15 protein-coding genes and 1 riboswitch are annotated in these 17,563 nt (G+C 63.4%); of the genes, 12 read left to right on the top strand and 3 right to left on the bottom strand.

What is annotated here, in order from left to right:
• Positions 1–134: 134 nt before the first annotated feature.
• Positions 135–305: riboswitch (FMN riboswitch) on the bottom strand.
• 75 nt (positions 306–380) lie between these two features.
• The 3 genes from BLT65_RS43065 to BLT65_RS43055 all read right to left on the bottom strand — a co-directional run bounded on the left by BLT65_RS43065 (position 381) and on the right by BLT65_RS43055 (position 2,960).
• Positions 381–1,085 (bottom strand): helix-turn-helix domain-containing protein, encoded by a 705-nt coding sequence (locus BLT65_RS43065; protein ID WP_090835999.1) that lies wholly within the window; start codon positions 1,083–1,085, stop codon positions 381–383.
• 280 nt (positions 1,086–1,365) lie between these two features.
• The gene (locus tag BLT65_RS43060) at positions 1,366–2,544 is read right to left on the bottom strand and encodes an MFS transporter (RefSeq protein ID WP_091790255.1); all 1,179 of its coding nucleotides are present in this window, start codon (positions 2,542–2,544) and stop codon (positions 1,366–1,368) included.
• A gap of 20 nt (positions 2,545–2,564) precedes the next feature.
• On the bottom strand, positions 2,565–2,960 hold the full coding sequence (locus BLT65_RS43055) for a VOC family protein (protein ID WP_091790254.1): 396 nt from the start codon (positions 2,958–2,960) through the stop codon (positions 2,565–2,567).
• 114 nt (positions 2,961–3,074) lie between these two features.
• Between BLT65_RS43055 and BLT65_RS43050 the strand changes: the two genes are divergently transcribed.
• From BLT65_RS43050 to BLT65_RS42995, 12 genes are all read left to right on the top strand, one after another.
• Positions 3,075–4,076, top strand: a complete 1,002-nt coding sequence (locus BLT65_RS43050; RefSeq protein WP_091790253.1) for a LysR family transcriptional regulator — start codon at positions 3,075–3,077, stop codon at positions 4,074–4,076.
• Positions 4,077–4,284: 208 nt separating this feature from the next.
• On the top strand, positions 4,285–5,655 hold the full coding sequence (gene miaB, locus BLT65_RS43045) for a tRNA (N6-isopentenyl adenosine(37)-C2)-methylthiotransferase MiaB (protein ID WP_091790252.1): 1,371 nt from the start codon (positions 4,285–4,287) through the stop codon (positions 5,653–5,655).
• A gap of 33 nt (positions 5,656–5,688) precedes the next feature.
• A complete protein-coding gene (locus BLT65_RS43040) occupies positions 5,689–6,771 on the top strand; it encodes a PhoH family protein (protein ID WP_042317108.1) in 1,083 nt (360 codons plus the stop codon).
• Positions 6,772–6,801: 30 nt separating this feature from the next.
• Positions 6,802–7,263 (top strand): rRNA maturation RNase YbeY, encoded by a 462-nt coding sequence (ybeY, locus tag BLT65_RS43035; protein ID WP_091790251.1) that lies wholly within the window; start codon positions 6,802–6,804, stop codon positions 7,261–7,263.
• 87 nt (positions 7,264–7,350) lie between these two features.
• Entirely contained in the window at positions 7,351–8,004 is a 654-nt protein-coding gene (locus tag BLT65_RS43030) for a gamma-glutamylcyclotransferase (protein WP_091790250.1), read from the top strand.
• 1,042 nt (positions 8,005–9,046) lie between these two features.
• The gene (locus BLT65_RS43025; protein ID WP_007746529.1) at positions 9,047–9,943 is read left to right on the top strand and encodes an HlyC/CorC family transporter; all 897 of its coding nucleotides are present in this window, start codon (positions 9,047–9,049) and stop codon (positions 9,941–9,943) included.
• 34 nt (positions 9,944–9,977) lie between these two features.
• On the top strand, positions 9,978–11,717 hold the full coding sequence (lnt, locus tag BLT65_RS43020; protein ID WP_091790249.1) for an apolipoprotein N-acyltransferase: 1,740 nt from the start codon (positions 9,978–9,980) through the stop codon (positions 11,715–11,717).
• A 237-nt stretch (positions 11,718–11,954) separates the two neighbouring features.
• Positions 11,955–12,962, top strand: a complete 1,008-nt coding sequence (gene glyQ / locus BLT65_RS43015; protein ID WP_081921563.1) for a glycine--tRNA ligase subunit alpha — start codon at positions 11,955–11,957, stop codon at positions 12,960–12,962.
• A 15-nt stretch (positions 12,963–12,977) separates the two neighbouring features.
• Positions 12,978–15,077 (top strand): glycine--tRNA ligase subunit beta, encoded by a 2,100-nt coding sequence (gene glyS, locus BLT65_RS43010; RefSeq protein WP_091790248.1) that lies wholly within the window; start codon positions 12,978–12,980, stop codon positions 15,075–15,077.
• Positions 15,078–15,087: 10 nt separating this feature from the next.
• On the top strand, positions 15,088–15,645 hold the full coding sequence (gene gmhB / locus BLT65_RS43005) for a D-glycero-beta-D-manno-heptose 1,7-bisphosphate 7-phosphatase (protein ID WP_091790247.1): 558 nt from the start codon (positions 15,088–15,090) through the stop codon (positions 15,643–15,645).
• A 38-nt stretch (positions 15,646–15,683) separates the two neighbouring features.
• Positions 15,684–16,442 carry a lysophospholipid acyltransferase family protein gene (locus BLT65_RS43000; RefSeq protein WP_091790246.1) on the top strand — a complete coding sequence of 253 codons (759 nt, stop codon included), beginning with the start codon at positions 15,684–15,686 and terminating at the stop codon, positions 16,440–16,442.
• 60 nt (positions 16,443–16,502) lie between these two features.
• Positions 16,503–17,360 (top strand): M48 family metallopeptidase, encoded by an 858-nt coding sequence (locus tag BLT65_RS42995; RefSeq protein ID WP_091790245.1) that lies wholly within the window; start codon positions 16,503–16,505, stop codon positions 17,358–17,360.
• The last annotated feature ends 203 nt before the right edge of the window (positions 17,361–17,563 follow it).

The raw sequence follows: 17,563 nt of genomic DNA, 5'->3' as shown, positions 1-17,563 counted from the left end.
GCTGCCATGCAATAAATGGACAGCGCATTCGCGCGCCGCTCGAAACGAGCAGCACGGCAGCGGCCATTCCGCACGGGACCGAAGTAAAGCGCACATGCGCCAACCCGGTCGACAGGAGACTCAGATGACTATCTGCACATCTTCTTCCATCCGGACTCTAACCGTCGGCTCTGGCCTCTCACCAGATCTGCTGACCCTGCAACTCAAACTACAACGCAGGCGCTCGCGGGCTCGCAGACTTGCGCTTCGTAAAGCGCCGCCTGCATACCGCCGGTGGGGAATTTCGCCCCGCCCTGAAGACGTACTGATTACCGGATCGATCCGGCTCGCAAAGCATACAACAACCGCGCGTGGCGTGCAGCCAGCGCGTGCTTCATGTTTCAGCCTTCGGAATGCGCGTGCGCGAGCGGCGCATCATGCGGCACATCCCAGCGCGGCGGCGTCTCCGCATTCACGGTCACGCGAAACGCACGCGCTTCCGTGTCGCCGGGATTGCGCAGGCTGTGCGGCTGGTCGGCGTCGAAGACGATCGAATCCCCCGTCGCCAGCAACTGGCGGCGATCATGCACGCTGACTTCGAGCGTACCCACGCTGACGACGAGATTCACCGTCGTCCCCGGCGCGCGTCGCGTGCCCGGCTCGGTGTGCAGCGGCGCTATACGCAGCTCGTGAAACTCGGCGGTCGACGGCTCGGAATCGGGGTGCAGCGCGCGCGTCCAGTAACGCCCATTCGACGTGACGACGCGCGCCGAGCGATCCGCCGGCAAATGCTCGAAGCCGTTCACGGCATGCTGGCGCAGGAACGCCGCGACCGACACCTTCAACGCCGCCGCGACCTTGCACAGCACCTTGATCGACGGCACGCTACGCGCCGACTCGATCTGCGCGAGCATCGCGCGCGACACGCCCGACGCACGGGCCAACGCATCGAGCGACAACTGACGCTCCGCGCGCAACCGCGCGAGGTTCACGCCGACGCGGTGTTCGAGCGCGTCGAAATCCGAGGAACGCGTATCGTCGTGGGCGTGGGCTGCGTCGTGACCTTCGGACGCGCGGTCGCGCACGAGCGCAAGCGGTGACTGCATGATGACCTCCAGAAGCCCCGCATCGGTGCGGAGCAAGCACTAATGGAGGCAAGCCTAGCACCCGGTTTTCGCGCGCCCAACGAAGTTATCTTCACACTGTTATCACGATCGCAGAGGACCCTTATGCGCTGGCGTGCGATGCGTTCAGCACGCAGCGTCGGTGGTAGCGCGCGTTCCCGGGCACGCGGAGTTCATCGGCACGAGACGCTAAGACAGATGCCCACGCATCGCCGCGTGGGCATCGGATACATCACATGAAGCGCAAGCGCGCTCGCCAGACTCAAACCCGCTCGCGCACATCCCGCGCGATGACCGCGGCGGGCGCATCCATCCGCGCCGCAATCCATGTCAGTGCCAACGCGGCCAGCGCGACGAGAGCGGCCACATACGGCAACGCGTCGAGCCCGTAGCCGTGGCTGATCGCCAGCCCGCCGAGCCACGCGCCGCCCGCATTGCCGACGTTGAACGCGCCGATGTTGAGCGTCGACGCAAGATTCGGCGCCGCCTTCGCCTTCTCGACAACGCGCATCTGCAACGGCGGCACGGTCGCGAACGCTGCAATACCCCAGATGAACACTGTGACGCCGGCCGCGATCTGCGAATGGCTGGTGTGCGCGAACACGGCCATCACCACGGCGAGCGCGATCAGAATGCCCATCAGCGAGGGCATCAGCGAACGGTCCGCCAGCTTGCCGCCGATCGTGTTGCCGACCGTGAGCCCGACACCGAACAGCACCAGAATCAGCGTGACGCCGTGCGGCGTGAAGCCGCTCACCTGCTCGAGAATCGGCGCGATGTAGGTGAACACGACGAACACGCCGCCGAAGCCGAGCACCGTCATCGTCAGCGCGATCCACACTTGCGGGTCTTTCAGCACGCGCACTTCGTGGCCGAGGCTTGCCGGGCCCGTGTCATGACGGTTCGGCACGAGCGCCGTGACGCCCGCGAGCGACAGCACGCCGAACGCGGCGACGATCCAGAACGCGACGCGCCATCCGAACTGCTGGCCGACGAACGTACCGAACGGCACACCGAGCACGTTCGCCAGCGTCAAGCCCGTGAACATCAGCGCGATCGCGCTTGCACGCTTTTCCTGCGGCACCAGTGACGCGGCCACCACCGCGCCGATGCCGAAGAACGAGCCGTGCGCGAACGACGTCACGACGCGCGCGATCATCAGAACCGAATAGTCGGAGGCGATCGCGCACAACACATTGCCGACGATGAACACGCCCATCAACAGTTGCAGCGCGAGTTTGCGCGGCATCTTGCTGGTGACGACGGCAAGCAGCGGCGCGCCGACGGCCACGCCAAGCGCGTAGCCGCTGACAAGCAGGCCGGCGGAAGGAAGCGAGACGGCAAGATCTTTCGCCACCTCGGGCAGCAAGCCCATGATGACGAACTCGGTCGTGCCGATGGCGAACGCGCTGATCGCGAGCGCAAGCAAGGGAATGGGCATGGAAAGCTCCAGACGACGATTCAGAAGGACGCGCGCCGGACATTGCGCGCCGCCGTCACGAACTCGATGACGACGGACGATGCCAGCGCGACGAACAGTTGCACTTCACCCGAAAGCGGCACATCAGCGGTCTGATAGGCGACGCCGGCCTTCTCCAGCCGCGCGAGCAGCGCCTGCCACTGCGTGTCGTCGTCGAGACGGAACGCGAGGTGGTCGATGCGCGGCGTCACATGACCCGAGTGACCCGGCAACGTCGAATCGACGAGGTGGATCACCGGGCGACCATCGGCATATAGCCAGTAGCCGCCGACGCCGAACGGCGGCCGTGCGCCCTCCTCCAGCCCGACGACATCGACGAAAAACCGTCGGGTGGCGTCGAGATCAGGGGTGACGATCGTCGCGTGGTCGAGATGCATGATGCGGGCTCCGGGTAAACGCGGATGTTGCGTTTTCAGGATCGGATTGTCCGCGAACCTCGCTGATTTGATAATTGGCGTACCATTTGAAGGATTTTCAAATGGTGTCGAATAATGACCGACAACCTGGGTGACATCCGGCTATTCGTCGAAGCGGCGCAACTGGGCAGCCTGTCGGCGGCGGGCCGCAAGCTCGGCCTCACGCCCGCGGCGGCCAGCGCGCGCCTCGCGAAACTCGAAGGCGGGCTGAAAGCGCGCCTGTTCGAGCGCACCACGCGGCAACTGCGTCTCACCGATGAAGGCCGCCTCTACCTGAACTGCTGTCAGCAGGCGCTGCGCGCACTCGACGACGGAGAAGCCGCGCTTCAGGCCGGACAGAACGCGGTGCGCGGCAAGGTACGCATTTCCGCGACATCGGATTTCGGACGAAATCTGCTGATGCACTGGCTCGACGAATTCAATCGGCTCTACCCGGACGTCACGTTTGCGCTGACGCTGTCCGATTCGCTACAGAATCTGGTGCAGGAAGACATCGACCTCGCAATCCGCTTCGGTGTGCCGCAGGACAGCTCGCTGGTCGCACGCTGGCTCGCGCCGAATCCGCGGGTGTTGTGTGCGTCGCCGGAATACATCGCGCGGCGCGGCGAGCCGAAAGATCCGCTCGATCTGGCGCGCTTCGACTGCATCGTGCTCGGCACCGCGTCGGGGCCCGTCAACGAATGGCGTTTCACGCGCGGCGACGAAACCGTCACGTACACGATTCCGCTCGAATCGGCGCGCGAAACCAATGACGGCGCGGTCGCCCGCGAATGGGCGCTGCGCGGCTACGGCATCGTGATCAAGTCGATGTGGGACGTCGAAGCCGACCTGAAAAGCGACGGCCTGCGCGTGCTGCTGCCCGAATGGCGTTATCCCGATGCGCCGTTGCACGCGCTCTATCACCGCAACCGCTTCATGGCGCCGCGTGTGCGCGTGCTGCTGGATTTTCTCGCCGAGCGCTTCACCAAGGTGACGGGCGAACTGGAAGCGCAACTTGGTTTACCGCCCCCGGGCGGCACTCGAAAGACGTCCGCGCGCACGCGCAAACCTCCCGCCAGCACGGAAACCGGCGCATGACGCCACCCCGGCACGCCACCAAAGCCCCACGCAGCAAAGGGCTATAATGTTGGACTACGCTGTAAAAACGCGTTTCGGGCGTTTCGGGCGTTTCGGGCGCTTCGGACCCGCTTACCGTCCGATTCTCCGCGCTGCGGCGCCACGCGTTTTTGTCTCTTCACTTTTTACTGACGCCCCCAGGTTAACCACTGCGACCGGCGAACACTCGATGACCAAGAAAGTTTATGTAAAGACCTTTGGCTGCCAGATGAACGAGTACGACTCCGACAAGATGGTCGACGTACTCGGTGCGGCTGAAGGCCTCGTCAAGACCGACACTCCCGAAGACGCCGACGTCATTCTGTTCAACACCTGCTCGGTGCGCGAAAAGGCGCAGGAGAAAGTCTTCTCCGATCTCGGCCGCGTGCGCGAACTGAAGGAAGCGAACCCGAATCTGCTGATCGGTGTGGGCGGCTGTGTGGCGAGCCAGGAAGGTGCGTCAATCGTTTCGCGCGCGCCGTATGTAGACCTCGTATTCGGCCCGCAAACCTTGCACCGTCTGCCGCAGATGATCGACCAGCGCCGCGCGAGCGGCCGTCCGCAGGTCGACATCACGTTCCCGGAAATCGAGAAGTTCGATCACCTGCCGCCGGCGCGCGTCGATGGCCCGAGCGCGTTCGTGTCGATCATGGAAGGCTGCAGCAAGTACTGCAGCTACTGCGTCGTGCCGTACACGCGCGGCGAGGAAGTGTCGCGTCCGCTCGACGACGTGCTGACGGAAATCGCCGGTCTCGCCGATCAGGGCGTGCGCGAAGTCACGCTGCTCGGTCAGAACGTGAACGCCTTTCGCGGCGCGATGACGGTCGGCTCGACCGAAATCGCCGACTTCGCGACATTGATCGAATATGTCGCGGAAATTCCGGGCATCGAGCGGATTCGCTACACGACGTCGCATCCGAAGGAATTCACGCAGCGCCTGATCGACACCTACGCGAAGGTGCCGAAGCTCGTGAGCCATCTGCATTTGCCCGTGCAACACGGCTCGGACCGCATCCTGATGGCGATGAAGCGCGGCTACACCGTGCTCGAATACAAGTCGGTGATCCGCAAGCTGCGCGCGATCCGTCCGGACCTGTCGCTGTCGACGGACATGATCGTGGGCTTCCCCGGCGAGACGGAAGAAGACTTCGACAAGATGATGCAGCTCGTACACGACATGAGCTACGACACAAGCTTCTCGTTCATCTACAGCCCGCGTCCCGGCACGCCCGCCGCGAACCTGCACGACGACACGCCGCGCGAAGTGAAGCTGCGCCGTCTGCAGCATTTGCAGGCGACCATCGAGGAAAACGTGCAGCGCATCAGCCAGGCGATGGTCGGCAAGATCGAGCGGATTCTGGTCGAACGCCCTGCCCGCAAGGACCCGAACGAACTCGCAGGCCGCACCGAGAACAACCGCGTGGTGAATTTCCCCGCGCCCGTTGATTCGCACGCGCGCCTGATCGGGCAGATGATCGACGTGAAGATCGTGCATGCGTATCCGCACTCGTTGCGCGGCGAACTCGTGATGGTTCACGACACCGTGCCCGCCACTCATTAAGCTGTAGCGCACTGACAGGACCGAACTCAAGCCTTGAAGACCTCTCAGCAACATCTGGAATTCACTGCGCCGCGCGAAGACAACGCGCGGCTTGCCAACCTCTGCGGACCGCTCGACGAAAACCTGCGGCAGATCGAGCAAGCGCTCGACGTCACGCTGCAACGACGCGGACACCGCATCAGCATTCGCGGGCGCGGCGCGAAAATCGCGCTCAATGCGCTCGAAAACTTCTACAACAGCGCGCGCGATCCGATCTCCGTCGACGACATCCAGCTTGCGCTCGTCGAAGCCCGCCACCCGGGCACCAACGGACGCGCGGGCGGTAACGGTGAGGCAGCAGCCGACGCGCGTTTTCGCGGCGACCCCGATCATCCGTTCGACGAACCGGCGCATGAAGGCGTAGAGGACGAGGAAGAACTCGGTCCGAAGCTGTACACGCGGCGCGCCGATCTGCGCGGCCGGACGCCGGCGCAGCGCGAGTATCTGAAGCAGATCGTCTCGCACGACGTCACCTTCGGCGTCGGCCCTGCGGGCACCGGCAAGACGTATCTGGCCGTTGCTTGCGCGGTTGACGCGCTCGAACGCGATCAGGTGAAGCGCATCGTGCTGACGCGCCCCGCCGTCGAAGCGGGCGAGCGGCTCGGCTTCCTGCCCGGCGATCTCGCGCAGAAGGTCGATCCGTATCTGCGTCCGCTGTATGACGCACTTTACGATCTGCTCGGCTTCGACAAGACCGCGAAGATGTTCGAGCGCCAGATGATCGAGATCGCGCCACTCGCGTACATGCGCGGCCGCACGCTGAATCACGCGTTCATCATTCTCGACGAAGCGCAGAACACGACGCCCGAGCAGATGAAGATGTTCTTGACGCGTATCGGCTTCGGCTCGAAGGCGGTCGTCACGGGCGACACGACGCAGATCGACTTGCCGCGCGGCCACAAGAGCGGGCTGATCGAAGCGCAGCGCGTGCTCGAGGACGTGCGCGGCATCGCGCTCACGCGCTTCACGAGTGTGGACGTGGTGCGTCATCCGCTCGTCGCACGTATCGTCGAGGCGTACGACGCGGCGTCGCAGAAGGAAGCGGCCGCCGCCGAAGCCGCCAACGCAGCGAAGTAACGCGGACATGACCCGGACGAAGAACGACGCATGAGCCGCGCCCCGAAACTGTCACTGAACCTGCAATTTCCCGCTGGAAAAGCGTGGCCCGAACACAAGGCGCTGTTGCCGAAGGCAACGGTCGCCGCGTGGATCAAGGCCGCGCTCTTCGCGGACGCCGAACTGACCGTGCGTTTCGTCGATGCCGACGAAGGCCGCACGCTGAACCGCACGTATCGCGGCAAGGACTACTCGACCAACGTGCTGACCTTCGCCTATGCGGAATCGGAAGACGATCCCGTCACGGGCGACCTGATCTTGTGCTGTCCTGTCGTCGAGAAGGAAGCGAACGAACAGGGCAAGCCGCTTGAAGCGCATTACGCGCATCTGCTGGTCCACGGCACGCTGCACGCGCAAGGCTACGACCACGGGGACGAGGCCGAAGCCGAAGAAATGGAAGCCATCGAAACCGAGGTGCTCGGCAAGCTCGGCTTCCCCGACCCGTACGAATAAGGCTCGATAGCAGGAATGTTGAGCCGGCATCGCCGCGTGGTCGATCGCGGGCTCTGACAACCCAGACAGCCAACCGATCGAATCAACGTGAGCCAACCCCTTTCATCACCGACGCCGCGTCAACCGTGCCCCGACTATCCGCCGTCGCTCGGCGAGTCGCGGCTGTTGACGGACGATGAACTGCGCGCGTCGCTTGAGTGTTCTCTGCGAGACTGGGATCGCAAGAGCGACTTGTGGCTGTTTGGCTATGGGTCGCTGATCTGGAATCCCGGCCTGCCGACTGTCGAGGCGTTGCGCTCGCGGGTGCATGGATATCATCGCGGGCTGTATTTGTGGTCGCGGGTTAATCGCGGGACGCCGGAGCAGCCGGGGCTCGTGCTTGCTTTGGACCGTGGCGGATCGTGTAGCGGGATTGCGTTCAGGCTCGCCGCTGAGGGCGCGATGCCGCATCTGGAAGCGCTCTGGCGGCGCGAGATGGCGATGGGTTCGTATCGTCCGGCGTGGCTGCCGTGTGTGCTTGCCGACGGGCGGCGCGTCGATGCGCTCGCGTTTGTGATGCGGCGGGATGTGGCTTCTTATACGGGCAAGCTGTCTGATGACGTTGTGAAAGCGGTGCTTGGGTGTGCTTCCGGGCGATACGGCACGACGCTTGATTATGTGAGTCGTACGGTTGAGGCGCTGCGGGAGAGTGGTATGCCCGATAGAGCGCTCGAGGCGCTGTTGGCGAGGTGTCGGGGGTAGGTTTTTTTGTCTGCGACGCTGCGAGGTTTGCTTGTGTTTGCGCTGGCATCCGCGCTTTGCCTTCGTGGCACGGCTGGGTTGGTTCGTTCTAGGCTTTTCGCTGGCATCCGCGTGTTGCCTTCGCGCTTCAAGCGTTGCCCCTGTGCGGGGCGGCACCTACTTTTCTTTGCCGCCGCAAAGAAAAGTAGGCAAAAGAAAGCGGCTCACACCGCCAGTGCTAGTTCCTGCCTGAGGGCCCCCAAAGGGTCCTACGCTTCACACGGCAATCACGTGACCCATGCTCGTTGCCAGCGCATTGAACGAGCGCCTCACCTGCTCCACGCGCCCGCGTTGCGGCACGCCGTGCCAGATATTCCGCCGCCGCCCAGGTGGCAAACTGTGTGTAGGCCGTAGTGCCTCGCGCGCCTCACTTCGGACCGATAGTACACGCGCGTCCCACCAGGTAAGAGCGCCGAGCTATACGACGCGACAACCTACACACAGTTTGCCACCTGGGCGGCACATACCTTTCGCTGCCGCTTGTCCGGGTAAGGGTATTCGAAGCGGGTGAGGCGTTCATTCGAAGCGCTGGCAACGCACGCAAACAGAAAGGCTGCCGTGTGAAGCGTAAGACCCTTTGGGGGCCCTCAGGCAAACACAAGAACTAGCGGTGTGAGCCGCTTTCTTTTGCCTACTTTTCTTTGCGGCGGCAAAGAAAAGTAGGTGCCGCCCCGCACAGGGGCAACGCTTGAAGCACGAAGGCAACACGCGGATGCCAGCGAAAACGCAAGCAAACCACCCAGCGTCGCAGACAAAAAAACCCAAACCGCTGCCCCACTACAAAAACCTAATTTTGACCACACGCCCCCCAACCCCCAGATATCAGTTAGGATAAAAGCGAGCGTTTTCCGCCGAAAACCATCGTGCCCCCGGTGGGACCAGCCAGCTCAAACCGGAAAATACGCCCTGCACCACGCAGTGGCCCCAGGACACGGTCCTGCCACGCACGTGGTGTATCCTTAACACTCTGCAACAGCGCGCCCAGCTTTCCGGGCGCACCACCATGAACGATTCGTATCCCAGTCGACGCCATACCAGCGACAAACCCCAGGAAAAGCGCTCCCTCCTCGAGCGATTGACCGACTTCATCTCGCCCGAGCCCGATTCTCGCGGCGAACTTCTCGAAATCCTGCAGGACGCGCACGAACGCAATCTGATCGACGCAGATTCGCTGTCGATGATCGAAGGCGTGTTCCAGGTTTCCGAGCTCTGCGCGCGCGACATCATGATCCCGCGCTCGCAAATGGACGCGATCAACATCGCGGACGCCCCCGACGAATTCATTCCGTACATGCTGGAGAAGGCGCACTCGCGCTATCCCGTGTACGAAGGCAATCGCGACAACGTGATCGGCGTGCTGCTCGCGAAAGATCTGCTGCGCTACTACGCCGAAGGCGAAGCGGACGTGCGCGGCATGCTGCGCCCCGCTGTATTCATCCCCGAATCGAAGCGTCTGAACGTGCTGCTGCACGACTTCCGCGTCAACCGCAATCACATCGCGATCGTCGTCGATGAATACGGCGGCGTCGCGGGCCTGATCACGATCGAGGACGTGCTGGAGCAGATCGTCGGCGACATCGAGGACGAATACGATTTCGACGAAGAAAGCGGCAACATCATCGCGTCGCCGGACGGACGCTACCGCGTGCGCGCGCTGACCGAGATCGAGCAGTTCAACGAAGAGTTCGGCACGCACTATTCCGACGAAGAAGTCGACACGATCGGCGGACTTGTCACGCACCATTTCGGACGCGTGCCGCATCGCGGCGAGAAAGTGAAGCTCGACGACCTGATCTTCGAAGTGCTGCGCGCCGACGCGCGCCAGATCCACATGCTGCTCGTGCGCCGCGATCCGCTCGCTGGACAGCGCGAACGCGACGCCCAGCACGTGCAAACCTGATTTCCCCCGTTTCCCTGAAGCCGACCACGCAAGAATGGCCGACCCGATCACTTCCCGTCTGCGCCGCGGCGTGACGTCCGACGCAGCCGATGCAAACATCGGGCGCGCCCGGACGTTGCCGTGGTGGCACTACCTCGCCGCCGCAGCCGCCGGCGCGCTCAACACGCTATCCTTCGCGCCCACGCCGCACGGCGGCTGGCTCGAACTCGCGATCTTCGTTTTCTTCTTCGTGTGGCTCACGCGCACCACGGGCTGGAAAAGCGCGGCCCTCACCGGCTTCGCGTTCGGCTTCGGCAACTACGTGTCGGGCGTGTGGTGGCTGTACGTGAGCATGCACTTCTACGGCGGCATGCCGGCGCCCCTCGCGGGCACCGCACTGGTGCTGTTCTCGCTGTACCTCGCCGTCTATCCGGCGCTCGCGGCTGGCGTCTGGTCCTTCTGCGCAGGACACGCGCGCAACGGCAAACTCGTCGACGATCAGCCGTTTTCGCCGACCTGGCACGGCGCATTTGCGTTCGCGAGCGCGTGGGCGATCGGCGAATGGCTGCGCGGCACCGTGTTCACCGGCTTTCCGTGGCTCGCGAGCGGCTATGCGCAGGTCGACGGGCCGTTTGCGGGATTCGCGCCGATTGTCGGCGTATACGGCGTCGGCTGGGTGCTGGCACTCGTCGCCGCGCTGATCGCGCAGGCCGTGCTGCGCTTGCTGACGACCCAAAGCACCGATGCACCCGCTGCGCCGCGAACCGCGCGCGTTGCGGTGCCCGCCGTCATCGCCGTTGCGCTGATCGCAGCGGGACTCGTACTGCCGCTCGTTTCGTGGACGACGCCCGCCAACGCGACGCTGACCGTGCGCCTCCTGCAAGGCAACGTGAAGCAGGACATGAAGTTCGAAGAGTCGGGCGTGAAAGCGGCCATCGACGAATATCAGCGGATGATCACAGCAAAACCCGCCGATCTCATCGTCACGCCGGAAACAGCCATTCCCGTGCTCGCGCAGGCGATCCCCGAGTCGTTCGCGCTCGCCGTACGCCATTTTGCGGATTCGACGCATTCGTCGATTCTGTTTGGTGCGGTCGGCGGAACGATCACGCCGGAAGGACGCGTCGTCGATTACACCAACAGCCTGTTCGGCATCACGCCGGGCCAGACGGGCGTGTATCGCTACGACAAGCATCATCTCGTGCCGTTCGGCGAGTTCGTGCCGTGGGGCTTCCGCTGGTTCGTAAACCTGATGAACATTCCGCTCGGCGATTTCGCGCGCGGCGCGCCCGTGCAGAAGCCGTTCGTCGTACACAACCAGCCGGTCGCCGTCGATATCTGCTACGAAGACATCTTCGGCGAGGAAATCGCGCGCACGGTGCGCGAGAGTGACAGGCCGGCGGGCGTGCTAGTCAACTCGACGAATCTCGCGTGGTTCGGCGACACGATCGCGCTCGATCAACATCTGCAGATTGCGCGCATGCGCTCGCTCGAAACGGGCCGTCCAATGCTGCGCGCGACGAACACGGGCGCGACGGCCGCGATCGACGCGCACGGCAACGTCATCGCGCGCCTGCCCACATTTACCCAAGGTTCGATCGAAACGACCGTGCAAGGCACGACGGGCTTCACGCCGTACGTGACGAGCGGCAACAACACCGTGCTCGCCGTTTCGCTGCTGCTCCTCGCGTTCGGCTTTGCATTCGGTCCGGGCCGCGATCGGTCGGGCCGCACCAAGGTGCGCAACGGCACGAACAGCGCAAGCACCGACACAAAGCGCGACGACAACGCCTAACATCAAGTCATACGAGTCATACGGGCGGCGCAACGCGAAACAACACAACGACGCGCCCCCGTCGACTCACCAGGCCCCAGAAAGTCTCAAGCCACCGGCAATCCGGTAAAATTCAGGGTTTTACAGCACTGGGCCGCGCAACCGGCCGGCTATGGAGCGGACGGCCAGCACGACCGGCACGCCCCCAGGCCGCACGGCATCCGCGTCCTGCCTGAAAGGCACCCTTCAAGGCACTTCATGCTCACGTTTCAGCAAATCATCCTGACGCTGCAATCCTATTGGGACAAGCAGGGTTGCGCGCTGCTCCAGCCGATCGACATGGAAGTCGGCGCGGGCACTTCCCACGTCCATACGTTCCTGCGCGCGGTCGGCCCCGAGCCGTGGCGGGCAGCGTATGTCCAGCCGTCGCGCCGCCCGAAGGACGGCCGCTATGGTGAGAACCCCAACCGTCTGCAGCACTACTACCAGTATCAGGTCGTGCTGAAGCCCGCGCCGGAAAACATCCTCGACCTGTACCTCGGCTCGCTCGAAGCGCTCGGCTTCGACCTGAAGCAGAACGACGTGCGCTTCGTCGAGGATGACTGGGAAAACCCGACGCTCGGCGCTTGGGGCCTCGGCTGGGAAGTGTGGCTCAACGGCATGGAAGTGACGCAGTTCACGTACTTCCAGCAAGTGGGCGGTCTTGACTGCAAGCCGGTGCTCGGCGAAATCACGTACGGTCTCGAGCGTCTCGCGATGTATCTGCAGAAGGTCGAGAACGTCTATGACCTGATCTGGACCGAGTGGGAAGAACAAGGCCCGAACGGTCCGGAAATGCGCCGCCTCACGTATGGCGACGTGTATCACCAGAACGAAGTCGAACAGTCGACGTACAACTTCGAGCACGCCAACACCGATCTGCTGTTCACGTTCTTCAACAGCTACGAAGCCGAAGCAAAGCGGATGATCGAAGTACCGCTCGCGCTGCCCGCTTACGAACTCGTGCTGAAGGCCGCTCACACCTTCAATCTGCTCGACGCGCGCGGCGCGATCTCCGTGACGGAACGCGCGGCGTATATCGGCCGCATTCGTGCGCTGTCGCGCCTCGTCGCGCAGGCTTACTACGACTCGCGCGAAAAGCTCGGCTTCCCGATGCTCGGCAATCCCGTGCATGGCGTACCCGGCCTCACCACCGACGAACAGGACGCCGCGATGCCCACGTGGGCGCCGCCGCTCAAAGTCGAACGCAAGATCGACCAGGACTGACGAGACCAAGAAGACATGACGCAATCCCATCAAGCCACCCTGCTCGTCGAACTGCTGACCGAGGAACTGCCGCCCAAAGCGCTCGCGCGCCTGGGCGATGCGTTCGCGGAAGGCATCGCGCAACGTCTCGCCGCGCGTGATCTGATCGAAGGCGAATTGCAGTTCGAGCGTTACGCCACGCCGCGCCGCCTCGCCGTCACCATCAAGAACGTGCGCAGCGTCGCGCCGGAAAAACACGTGCGCGAAAAAGTGCTGCCCGTGTCCGTCGCGCTCGATGCGAACGGCCAGCCCACGCCGCCGCTCGCAAAGAAGCTCGCGGCGCTCGGCTTCCCCGATTTCTCGGTGAACGATCTCGAACGCGCGAACGACGGCAAGGCTGACGCATTCTTCCTGCGCTACGCGGCACCCGGCGCGACACTCGCCGAAGGCCTGCAGACGGCGCTCGACGAAACGCTCGCCAAGCTGCCCATTCCGAAGGTCATGACGTATCAGCGCCCGGACGGCTCGAACGTGCAGTTCGTGCGTCCCGTGCATCGTCTGACGGTGCTGCATGACAAAGAGGTCGTGCCCGTCACCGCATTCGGCATCGATGCCGACGACACCACGCTCGGTCATCGCTTCCTGTCAGAAGGCTTCGTGCAGATCCAGCATGCGGATCACTATGCCGAAACGCTGATGCATCGCGGCCACGTCGTGCCGAATTTCTCGGACCGCAAGGAAACCATCCGCACGCATCTGCTCGCGCAGGCAAACGGCGATCAGGTCGTGATGCCCGAGTCGCTGCTCGACGAAGTGACGTCGCTGGTCGAATGGCCCGTCGTCTACGCATGCACGTTCGAGGACGAGTTCCTGCAAGTACCGCAGGAATGCCTGATCCTCACGATGCAGACCAACCAGAAATACTTCGCGCTCACCGACGCGAATGGCAAGCTGCGCTCGCGCTTCCTGATCGTGTCGAACATCGAGACGAAGACGCCGGCCGAGATCGTCGAAGGCAATGAGCGTGTGGTGCGCCCGCGCCTCGCCGACGCGAAGTTCTTCTTCGAGCACGACAAGAAGAAGCCGCTCGCGAACCGCGTGCCGCAACTCGCGAACGTCGTCTATCACAACAAGCTCGGCTCGGCGCTGCAACGTGTCGAACGCGTCGAAGCGCTGGCAGGCGCGATCGCGCAGATGATCGGCGCGGACGTCGCGCTCGCGAAGCGCGGCGCGCATCTCGCGAAGGCCGACTTGCTGACCGACATGGTCGGCGAATTCCCCGAGCTGCAAGGCACGATGGGCACGTACTACGCGCGCCACGACGGCGAGCCGGAAGAAGTCGCGCTCGCGTGCTCGGAACACTATCAGCCGCGCTTCTCCGGCGACGCGTTGCCGTCGACCGTGACGGGCACGATCGTCGCGCTCGCGGACAAGCTCGAAACGCTGGTCGGCATCTGGGGCATCGGCCTGCAACCGACGGGCGAGAAAGATCCGTTCGCGCTGCGCCGTCACGCACTCGGCGTGCTGCGTATCCTCGTCGAGAAGCAATTGCCGATCGATCTCGTCGAACTGCTGCGCGTCACCTACGCGCAATTCGCGAACGTGCCGAACGTCGCCGATTCGACACAAGCGATCTACGAGTTCTGCATCGACCGTCTGCGCGGACAACTGCGCGAACGCGGCTACTCGGCGGGCGAAGTGGATGCCGTGCTCGCGCTGAACCCGACGCGCTTCGACGATATCGTCGCGCGCGTGGATGCCGTGCGTGAATTCGCGACGCTGGCGGAAGCGGCGTCGCTCGCGGCGGCAAACAAGCGCATCTCGAACATTCTGAAGAAGTCGGAAGGCGCGAACGCGAGCGGCGTGCAGATCGCGCTGCTCGTCGAAGCCGCCGAAAAGGCGCTGCATGCGCAGCTCGAACAGGTTGCGCCGCGCGTGCAGTCGCAACTGGCCGAGCGCCAGTACACGGGCGCGCTGTCGGCGCTCGCCGCGCTGCGCGAACCCGTCGACACGTTCTTCAACGACGTGATGGTCAACGCCGAAGACCCGGCGCTGCGCGCGAACCGCCTTGCGCTGCTCGGCGCGCTCCATCAACAGATGAACTGCGTCGCGGACATTTCGCGTCTCGCAGCCTGAGCGACGCATCATGGCGACTGCAAAGAAACTGGTAGTGCTCGACCGGGACGGCGTGATCAACGCCGACTCGGACGCGTTCATCAAAACACCCGACGAGTGGGTAGCGTTGCCCGGCAGTCTCGAAGCCATCGCGCGGCTCAACCAGGCCGGCTATCGCGTGGCGATTGCGACGAATCAGTCGGGTATCGGCCGCGGCCTGTTCGACATGGACGCGCTCAACGCGATGCATCTGAAGATGCATCGCGCGGCGGCCGCCGTCGGTGGGCGCATCGACGCCGTGTTCTTCTGCCCGCACACGGCCGACGACCACTGCGAATGCCGCAAGCCGAGGCCCGGCATGCTGAAGATGATCGCGGAGCGCTTCGAGATCGAACCGGAGGAGACGCCTTGCGTCGGCGATTCGTTGCGCGATCTGCAGGCAGGCGCCGCGCTCGGTTTCGTCCCGCACCTCGTGCTGACGGGTAAGGGCAAGAAGACGCTCGAAGCAGGCGGCCTGCCCGAAGGTACGATCGTGCATAACGACCTGCGCGCGTTCGCACTCGACTTTCTCGCCGAAGAACAAGAATGATGCGTGCCTAGCACGCCCTCACCTCACTGACCACGCCGATGCGCTTCATCCGCTCGCTGTTGCTGCTGATCTTTTTTGCGGTCTTCACGATTCCCTACGCGACCGCGTGCTTCATCGCGTTTCCGTTCATGCGCGCCGATAACCGCTACTGGATGGCTGTCGGCTGGTGCCGCACGACGCTCGCTGTCGTGCGCTGGCTGAACAACATCCGCTACGAAATACGCGGCATGGACAACCTGCCGAACGGTCCCACCGTGTTGCTGTCGAAACATCAATCCGCGTGGGAGACGCTCGCGTTTCCCGCGTTGATGCCGCGGCCGCTGTGCTACGTGTTCAAGCGCGAGTTGTTGTATGTGCCGTTCTTCGGCTGGGCGCTCGGCATGCTGAAGATGATTCACATCGACCGCAAGGAAGGCAAGAATGCGTTTGCATCGGTGACGCGGCAAGGCGCGCGACGCATGTCCGAAGGCGCGTGGGTCATCATGTTCCCGGAAGGCACGCGCACGCCCACGGGCAAGCAAGGCAAGTACAAGACGGGTGGCGCGCGCTTCGCGGTCGCGACGGGCGCGGCCGTCGTCCCCATCGCGCATAACGCAGGGCGCGTGTGGCCACGCAACTCGTTTATGAAATATCCGGGTATAGTCACAGTGTCGATCGGCAAACCGATCGACACCACCGGGCTCACGCCCGACGAAGTGAACACGCGCGTTGAAACGTGGATCGAGGCCGAGATGCGTCGTATCGATCCGGCCGCTTATGGCGACGAGCAAAACACGCCCGCCGCCGCCCGTATCTGACGCGCCACGCTGCAATGCGCACATACGCGCGTTGCAGCGTATCAGCGCGAAGTGAGTCCGATGCAGAAGTCTTCCAAGCCGCAGCCTGCTGCGGCGCTCGATAGCCGGCAACTGGATCTGCCGCTCTTCGACGAGCCGGGCAAACCCGCCGCGCCGCCGCAACCCAAGTCCGCTGCTCCCCTCGCTCCCGATGGTTCGAAACTGCGCAGCGTCACGCTTGGTGCGCGCACGTTGCATTACGGGCTGAAGCGTTCGTCGCGGCGCTCGATCGGGTTTGCGATCGACAGCACGGGATTGACGATCACCGCGCCGCGGTGGGTCACGCTCGCTGATATCGAAACGGCGATCTCCGAAAAGCAGCGCTGGATTTTTACCAAACTCACTGAGTGGCAGACGCGTACTGAGCAGCGCGTGATGCCGCGCGTCGACTGGAAAGACGGCGCTGAGGTGCCCTATCTTGGGCAGACTGTGCGTGTGACGCTCGCGGCTGCGAATGGTCAGCTTGTGTACGATGCTGCGGTGAATATGCTCGCGTTGCCGTTGCCGGCGCAGGCTGATCCGCAGCAGATCAAGGATCGCGTGCAGGGGTGGCTGCAGAACGAGGCCAAGCGGATTTTCGGTGAACGTCTTGTTGTGTATGCCGAGAAGCTTGGGGTTTCGTATCGGGCTTATGGGCTTTCTTCCGCCGCTACGCGGTGGGGTAGTTGTTCTAGTGATGGAAAGATTCGCCTTAACTGGCGGTTGATTCACTTTCCTTTATCCGTTATTGACTACGTCGTCGCGCATGAACTCGCGCATTTGCGCGAGATGAACCATAGTCCTAAGTTCTGGCAAACGGTTGAGTCGATTTTTCCCGAGTTTCGGGAGGCTAGACAGACGTTGAAGCATCATCCGCCGGAGCTTTTGCCTACTTTGTGATTTGGGTTTTTTTTGGTGTCTGCGACGCTGATGTGGTTTGCTTGTGTTTTGCGCTGGCATCCGGAGGGCGGTGTTTGCTGCGCCAGCTTTCTGGTTTGCATGTGGTTTCGCTGGCATCCGCGCTTTGTTAGCCTGCTTCACGCGTCGCCCCTGTGCGGGGCGGCACCTACTTTTCTTTGCCGCCGCAAAGAAAAGTAGGCAAA

This window comes from Paraburkholderia steynii (assembly GCF_900100565.1).
Classification (GTDB): Bacteria; Pseudomonadota; Gammaproteobacteria; order Burkholderiales; family Burkholderiaceae; genus Paraburkholderia; species Paraburkholderia terrae.
This window is presented reverse-complemented; position numbering and strand designations above follow the sequence as displayed.